The organism is Lentzea sp. NPDC006480 (genome assembly GCF_040611995.1).
GTDB lineage: Bacteria > Actinomycetota > Actinomycetes > Mycobacteriales > Pseudonocardiaceae > Lentzea.
The window spans coordinates 91,866-98,468 of sequence record NZ_JBEXPJ010000014.1 but is presented as its reverse complement, the minus strand read 5'-3'; the positions used below and the strand labels follow the sequence as shown (position 1 = coordinate 98,468).

Annotated in this window: 7 protein-coding genes; 3 read left to right on the top strand and 4 right to left on the bottom strand. The window is 67.8% G+C overall.

Translation table 11 applies throughout. The features are described from left to right. Positions 1-140 precede the first annotated feature (140 nt). Positions 141-407 carry a cell division protein CrgA gene (gene crgA / locus ABZX92_RS08740; RefSeq protein WP_045313022.1) on the bottom strand — a complete coding sequence of 89 codons (267 nt, stop codon included), beginning with the start codon at positions 405-407 and terminating at the stop codon, positions 141-143. Between the two features lie 445 nt (positions 408-852). Between crgA and ABZX92_RS08735 the strand changes: the two genes are divergently transcribed. Next, complete coding sequence (locus ABZX92_RS08735) at positions 853-1,812, top strand: class E sortase (protein WP_355555508.1); 960 nt, start codon at positions 853-855, stop codon at positions 1,810-1,812. Next, positions 1,812-1,967, top strand: coding sequence for a hypothetical protein (locus ABZX92_RS08730; RefSeq protein ID WP_355555506.1), 156 nt, complete (start codon positions 1,812-1,814; stop codon positions 1,965-1,967). The genes ABZX92_RS08735 and ABZX92_RS08730 overlap by 1 nt, the downstream gene beginning before the upstream one ends. On the opposite strand, the gene ABZX92_RS08725 is transcribed toward ABZX92_RS08730, so the two are convergent. Beyond that, on the bottom strand, positions 1,954-2,364 hold the full coding sequence (locus ABZX92_RS08725; RefSeq protein WP_355555504.1) for a hypothetical protein: 411 nt from the start codon (positions 2,362-2,364) through the stop codon (positions 1,954-1,956). The genes ABZX92_RS08730 and ABZX92_RS08725 overlap by 14 nt on opposite strands. A gap of 86 nt (positions 2,365-2,450) precedes the next feature. Continuing rightward, a complete protein-coding gene (locus tag ABZX92_RS08720; protein WP_355555518.1) occupies positions 2,451-3,764 on the bottom strand; it encodes an FAD-dependent oxidoreductase in 1,314 nt (437 codons plus the stop codon). A gap of 104 nt (positions 3,765-3,868) precedes the next feature. Between ABZX92_RS08720 and ABZX92_RS08715 the strand changes: the two genes are divergently transcribed. Then, positions 3,869-4,510 (top strand): aminodeoxychorismate/anthranilate synthase component II, encoded by a 642-nt coding sequence (locus tag ABZX92_RS08715; RefSeq protein ID WP_355555502.1) that lies wholly within the window; start codon positions 3,869-3,871, stop codon positions 4,508-4,510. Between the two features lie 51 nt (positions 4,511-4,561). On the opposite strand, the gene pknB is transcribed toward ABZX92_RS08715, so the two are convergent. Beyond that, positions 4,562-6,556: a Stk1 family PASTA domain-containing Ser/Thr kinase gene (pknB, locus tag ABZX92_RS08710; RefSeq protein WP_355555500.1), complete on the bottom strand. Its 1,995-nt coding sequence runs from the start codon at positions 6,554-6,556 to the stop codon at positions 4,562-4,564. Positions 6,557-6,603: the final 47 nt, after the last annotated feature.

Below are 6,603 nucleotides of genomic sequence, written 5' to 3'. Positions count from 1 at the left end.
GAACGAGTCCGGGTCGATGGAGAAGCGGAAGCCCCGTGGCTCGCGCGGCTGGTCGAGTCTGCGCCGCGGCAGCAGTTCAGGCATGGCTCAGTCCCATCTCGCGCCTCGACGAACAGTGAGCGGTTGGATACCTGGCGCGGCTAGCGCCAGCGCATCGTCATCAGCAGGCCGATGATCATCAGCGCGAAGCCGATGGCGAAGTTCCACGCGCCCAGCTCGAGCATGAACGGGATCTTCTCGGCCGCGATGTAGTTGACGACCAGCCATGCGAGGCCCAGCACCATGAAGCCGAGCATGATGACGACGTAGACCGGGTGTGACGGTCCCGCTGCCTTGACCTTGACCGGCGTGCGGCGGTCAGTCGGTGCGGTGTAGGCCGCCTTCTTCCGGACCTTGGACTTGGGCATGCTGTCCTCGCCTGACGTGGATATCCCTCAGTGACGCAAGTTTACGTGCACTACTCGGGGAACACGTTAACGTAGCGGAGGTGGTGAGCGAACCACCTGGCAGACGCAGTTGTTTTCAGTTCACAGTCCGCGCGGAGGTACTCACGTGAACTCGGGACCGCCGCAGCCGCCTCCAAGGCGTCCTGCACCCCGTCGTGACGACCTGCAGCACGTGCGGGCCACACCCTCGCCGCGCCCGGTGCCGCCACCTGACGCGACGCAGTTCACCAGCGCTTTCTCCGGCAGCCTGCCCCCGCCGGGCGCCCCGCCGCGTCGTCCGGGACCGCCTCCGCAGGGTCCGACGCCACCTCCTTCTTCCGGAGGGATGCCGCCGGGAACTCCGCCGCGTGGGATGCCGCAGGGTCCGCCTCCCGGAACGCCTCCGCGAGGAATGCCTCCCCAGGGAATGCCGCCTCGACCGGTCCGCCCTCGCCCGGTCGATCCGCCCACCGAGGTAATCCCGCGCGTCGAAGACGACTACGACGACGAGTACTACGACGATGACGACTATTACGACGGCGAGGAACCGGCAAAGCCCGCCCCGCCGCCGGACAGCATGGCGCGCAAAACCGTGCGCGGTATCGGCGAGGCCCTCATCACGATGGGCCTGGTCGTGCTGTTGTTCGTCGTTTACGAGGTCTACGTGACGGACCTGCTCTCCGCGGAGAAGCAGGCCGACGCCACCGCCGCGCTCGACTCCGAATGGAGCTCGAACGTCGTGACGCCGCCGCCGTCCGATCCGAACCGCCAGGCCAAGACCACTCTCATCGAGGGCAAGGCGTTCGCCAAGATGTACATCCCGGTCTTCGGCAGCGACTGGAAGTTCTCGGTCGTCGAGGGCACCACCGACAAGCACCTCGAGATCGGCCCCGGCCACTACAAGGACACCGCGCAGCCGGGCGAGGCGGGCAACTTCGCCATCGCCGGCCACCGCGTCGGCAAGGGCGCGCCGTTCAACGACCTCGACCTGCTCCAGTCCTGCAACGCCATCGTCGTGCAGACGCAGACCCAGTGGTTCGTCTACCGGGTGCTCCCGATGAGCAGCGAGGTGGCCGGCTGGGCGGGCAACGCCAGGTCGAAGGAAGCCGCCTGCACCGGCGTCGCCCCGCTGTCCACCACCCTCGGGGACGCCTACGCCAAGACCGTGGGCCAGGAGATCGTGGTGCCGACCCAGGGCGAGGTCATCGCCCCGATCCCGCACCAGGTCGGGACGACGGTGCCCGCCGACAAGCAGGCCCGCCTGCTCACCCTGACGACCTGCCACCCGCGCTTCTCGGACCGGCAGCGCCTGATCGTGCACGCCATCGAGACGAAGAGCTACCCGGTGGCCGACGGCTTCATTCCGCCAGAGATGCAGGAGGGCTGATGTACAGCTGGATCTGGCGGCACCTGCCGGGCCCGCTGTATCTGCGGATCGTCGAGGCAGTCGTGCTGACCGCGGGCATCATCGCGCTGCTGATGTTCGTCGTGTTCCCGTGGGCGGAGCCGAAGCTGCCGTTCAACCACGTCACCACGCAGTGAGGTGAGCTGCGGCGAGTCCGGGCACGTCCTCGGGCTCGACGAACTTCAGCTCTGTCACGCCGTGCCAGAGGCCGAGCACGTACATCCGGTTGACGCCGATCTCGCGCCGAAGCCGTCCGCTGATCACCTCGTGCGCGACATCGCGGGCGAGTAGCCAGGCAGCGTGCCGCGCGGTCATTCGTTCCACGCCCAGCTCGGCGAGCACCTGGATGACGAGCGACTCGGCTTTGGGTTTCGCGAGATCTGCGGGCTCGCCGGCCAGCTCGGCCAACGCGGGGGTGTCCAGTCCGGCGACGAGCAGGTCGCAGGCGAGGAAGACCGCGACGTCGGGCTTCAAGTCTCCGGTGGCGAGGTCGGCGTTGAGGCGCAGCAAGCGTTCACGCAGCACGGGATCCACGGACCTAGTGTCCGCAGGCGTGCGAGCGAATAAGTGAAACCGCCATCGCGCCCACACGCGATGGCGGCTTCATCGGCAAACGGCGGTCAGCCGTTCGAGATCGCGGTCATCTCCTCGCGCGAGACGACCTTCACGCGTTCGCGGCCTTCCACGGCACCCAAGGCCATCTCGTGCAGGTCGAGCCGGTTCCAGCCCTCGTTCGTCACGAAGGGGACGCCGCGCTGTTCGAGGAACTCCACGATGGCGTCCGGAGAGGACTCGGCGCGGGGGAGGGACGCCGCGTCCTGCAGCAGGCTGGTGATGGTCTCCAGCGCGTCGCCCTTGGTGTGGCCGATGAGGCCGATCGGGCCGCGCTTGATCCAGCCGGTGACGTAGACGCCGGGGATGGGCACCTCGTCCAGGTCCAGCACGCGGCCCGCGAGGTGCGGGATGGTGCCCGAGACGTGGTCGAACGGGAGGTCGGCCAGGTGCGTCGAGAGGTAGCCGACCGCGCGGTACACGGCTTGGACGTCCCAGTCCGTGAAGACGCCGGTGCCGCGGACGTTGCCGTCACCGGTCAGCTCCTGGGTTTCGGTGCGCAGGCCCTCCACGCTCGAAGTGCCGAGCACCTCGACCGGGGCCTCCAGGAAGTGCAGGTGCAGGCGGCGCGGGCGAGAGCCCACGTCGCGGATCGCCCACTCCTGCAAGGTCTTCACGATCATGGAGACCTGCTTGTCCGACCGGATCGCGGCCAGCGAGGCCTCGTCGAACTCGATGCCCTCGGGGTGCACGATCACCTCGACGGACGGTGAGTGGTCGAGCTCGCGGAGCTCCAACGGCGTGAACTTCGCCTGGGCGGGGCCACGGCGGCCGAACACGTGCACGTCGGTGACCGGCGACGAAGCCAGCCCGGCGTGAACATTCGCCGGGATCTCGGTCACCAGCAGCTCGTCGGCCGACTTCGCGAGAATCCGCGCCACGTCCAGAGCCACGTTGCCGACGCCGAGCACCGCGACCGAGGTGGCGGTCAACGGCCAGGTGCGCGGCACGTCCGGGTGGCCGTCGTACCAGGACACGAAGTCCGCGGCGCCGTAGCTGCCCGGCAGGTCGATGCCGGGGATGTCCAGTGGACGGTCAGAAGAAGCGCCCGTCGAGAAGATCACCGCGTCGTAGCAGGAACGCAGGTCGTCGAGCTTGATGTCGACGCCGTACTCGACGTTGCCGAAGAAGCGGACGGACGGCTTGTCGAGCACCTTCTGCAGCGCGCCGACGATGCCCTTGATGCGCGGGTGGTCGGGGGCGACGCCGTAGCGGACCAGGCCGTAGGGCGCCGGCAGCTTCTCGAAGAGGTCGATCCGCACGTCGACGTCGGACTTGGTCAGGATGTCGGCCGCGTACACACCGGCCGGGCCGGCGCCGATGACCGCGACGCGCAGAGGATGACTCATGACACCTATTTTAGGGAAGCCTTACCTCATCCCAGACGAGAGCTAACTCACTCGACGCGACCGACTAGGCTCTGCACATGCGCGTGCTCGTGGTCGACAACTACGACAGCTTCGTCTACAACCTCGTCCAGTACCTCGCCCAGCTCGGTGCCGAGTGCATCGTGCGGCGCAACGACGAGGTGGACCTCGACGAGATCGCGAAGGTCGACGGCGTGCTCGTCAGCCCTGGGCCCGGTACGCCGGAGCGGGCAGGTTCGAGCATCGCCGTGATCAAGCGGTGTGCCGACACCGGTAAGCCGGTCTTCGGCGTGTGCCTCGGCCATCAGGCCATCGGTGTGGTGTGGGGCGGCACGGTCGACCGCGCGCCCGAACTGCTGCACGGCAAGACGAGCATCGTCTTCCACGAGGGCAAGGGCGTGCTCGACGGCGTGCCGCAGCCGTTCATCGCGACGCGCTACCACTCGCTCACGGTGCTGCCGGAGACGATCCCCGCGGAGTTCGAGGTCACCGGCAAGACCGAGACCGGCATCGTGATGGCCATGCGCCACAAGGAACTCCCGGTCGAGGGTGTGCAGTTCCACCCGGAGTCGGTGCTGACCGACGGCGGCCACCGGATGCTCGCCAACTGGCTCAGGGTCTGCGGCTACGAGGTTCCCGAGTCGACGGTCGCGCAGCTCGAGAACGGCATGCGCACGCTCGCCGCAGCCGCTCGCCAGTAACCAAAAGGGCGGCCTCCCAGAAGGGAAGCCGCCCTCTCGAGCTCACGGGCCTCAGCCCCCGCCGATTCCGAGCTTGCCGATCGTCACCGTCACCGCGGTGCCCTTGGTGATCGTCGAGCCCTTGGTCGGTTGCTGTGACAGCACGACGTCCCGCTGCTGCGGATCTGTGACCGTCTTCGTGTCCACGTTGAAGGCGCCGTTCCAGCCCAGGGCCTTCAGCTTGTTCTCGGCTTCCTTCTGGCTCAGGCCGGTCAGATCGGGCATCTCGATCTGGTTGCCCTTCGAGACGCGGATCGTGACCGTGGTGTCCTTGGCCGCCTTGGTGTTGCCGCTGGGGCTCTGCGAGATGACCTGGCCCTCGTCCTTGGCGCTGTCGACCTGCTCGACGTTCACCTTGAAGCCGGAACCCTGCAGCGTCTGGCGCGCGTCGTCCACGTTCGAACCCACGACGTTCGGCACGTTCTGCTTGTCCGGAGCCTTGCCGAGGGTGATGTTGATCGTGCCACCCTTCTTCAGCTTCAGGCCGGACTCCGGGTTCTGCGCCGCCACCTTGCCCTGCAGCTTGGTGTCGTCGACTTCGACGGACTCGGAGCTCTGCGCGAGCTTGAACCCCTCCTTGTCGACGATCGCCTGGGCCTCCTGAGCCGTCTTGCCCTTGAGGTCCGGCACGGCCGCCTCGCCGGGAGGCTGACCGACGAAGATCGTGACCTGCGAGCCCTTCGTCACCTGTGTGCCGTCCGGCGGGTCGGTCCTGACCACCTTGTTGATCTGATCGGCATTGCACGGGGCCGGCGTGCTGTTCGCACCGGGTTCGCAAGCGACGTCCTGCTGCAGCGGCACGAGGCCGGCCTTCGTGATCAGCTCCTTGGCTTCCAAGGGGCTACGGCCGACGAGCGATGGAACCGACGCCTTCTCGGTGTTCGGGCTGCCGGAGTTCATGATGTTGGAGGTGATCCACGCGGCAAGGCCGAGCACGGCCACGCACAGGATCACCACCAGCGCGATCATGATGGCCTTCTTGCGCTTGGCGCGCCGCTCTTCTTCCTCGTCCGCGATCGGGTCGTACTCGTCCTCTGGCTCGGACTTCAACGCCGCCGGACGGTGCCTGCCACCACCGGTCATCGTCTGCGTGCGAGGGGCGCGCGCCTGCTCGTTCATCACGGCGGTGCGGTCCTCGGCGGTCATCACGGCCGGGGCGGACGGACGCTGACCCGACAGCACGCGCACCAGGTCGGCGCGCATCTCCGCGGCGGACTGGTAGCGGTTCGCCGGGCCCTTGGACATCGCCTTCAGCACGATCGCGTCGAGCTGCGGCGACACCTTCGGGTTCAGCTGCGACGGAGCCTTCGGGTCTTCCCGCACGTGCTGGTACGCGACCGCGACGGGGGAGTCGCCGGTGAACGGCGGCTCGCCGGTCAGCAGCTCGAACAGCACACAACCCGCGGCGTAGACGTCGGAACGGGCGTCGACGGACTCACCGCGCGCCTGCTCCGGCGACAGGTACTGGGCCGTGCCGATGACCGCGGCGGTCTGGGTGACCGCGGCCTGACCATCGTGTATGGCCCTCGCGATGCCGAAGTCCATCACCTTCACGGCGCCGGACTTCGTGATCATCACGTTCGCCGGCTTCACGTCGCGGTGGACGATGCCGTGCCGGTGGCTGAAGTCGAGCGCGGCCGACACGTCGGCCATGACCTCCATCGCGCGCTTGCCCGACAGCGGGCCCTGCGTCTTCACGATGTCGCGCAGCGTCCGGCCGTCGACGAACTCCATGACGATGTACGGCAGCGGGCCGTACTCGGTCTGCGTCTCGCCCGTGTCGTACACCGCGACGATGGCCGGGTGGTTCAGTGCAGCCGAGTTCTGCGCCTCACGGCGGAACCGTTCCTGGAACTGGGCGTCGCGGGCGAGGTCAGCGCGCAGCACCTTGATCGCCACGTCTCTGCCGAGGCGGACGTCCCGCCCCTTGTGGACCTCGGACATGCCGCCGTAGCCGAGGGTCTCACCCAGTTCGTAGCGGTTTGAGAGCAGTCGCGGAGTGCTCATCGGTGCTTCGTCCCGCTCCTCGTCGACGGTGTTCCCAACTCGGTACT

Bases quoted from the DNA above. Each gene is read 5' to 3' on its own strand.
- crgA (WP_045313022.1), bottom strand. From the start codon at position 407: ATGCCCAAGTCCAAGGTCCGGAAGAAGGCGGCCTACACCGCACCGACT.
- ABZX92_RS08735 (WP_355555508.1), top strand. From the start codon at position 853: ATGCCGCCTCGACCGGTCCGCCCTCGCCCGGTCGATCCGCCCACCGAG.
- ABZX92_RS08730 (WP_355555506.1), top strand. From the start codon at position 1,812: ATGTACAGCTGGATCTGGCGGCACCTGCCGGGCCCGCTGTATCTGCGG.
- ABZX92_RS08715 (WP_355555502.1), top strand. From the start codon at position 3,869: ATGCGCGTGCTCGTGGTCGACAACTACGACAGCTTCGTCTACAACCTC.
- pknB (WP_355555500.1), bottom strand. From the start codon at position 6,556: ATGAGCACTCCGCGACTGCTCTCAAACCGCTACGAACTGGGTGAGACC.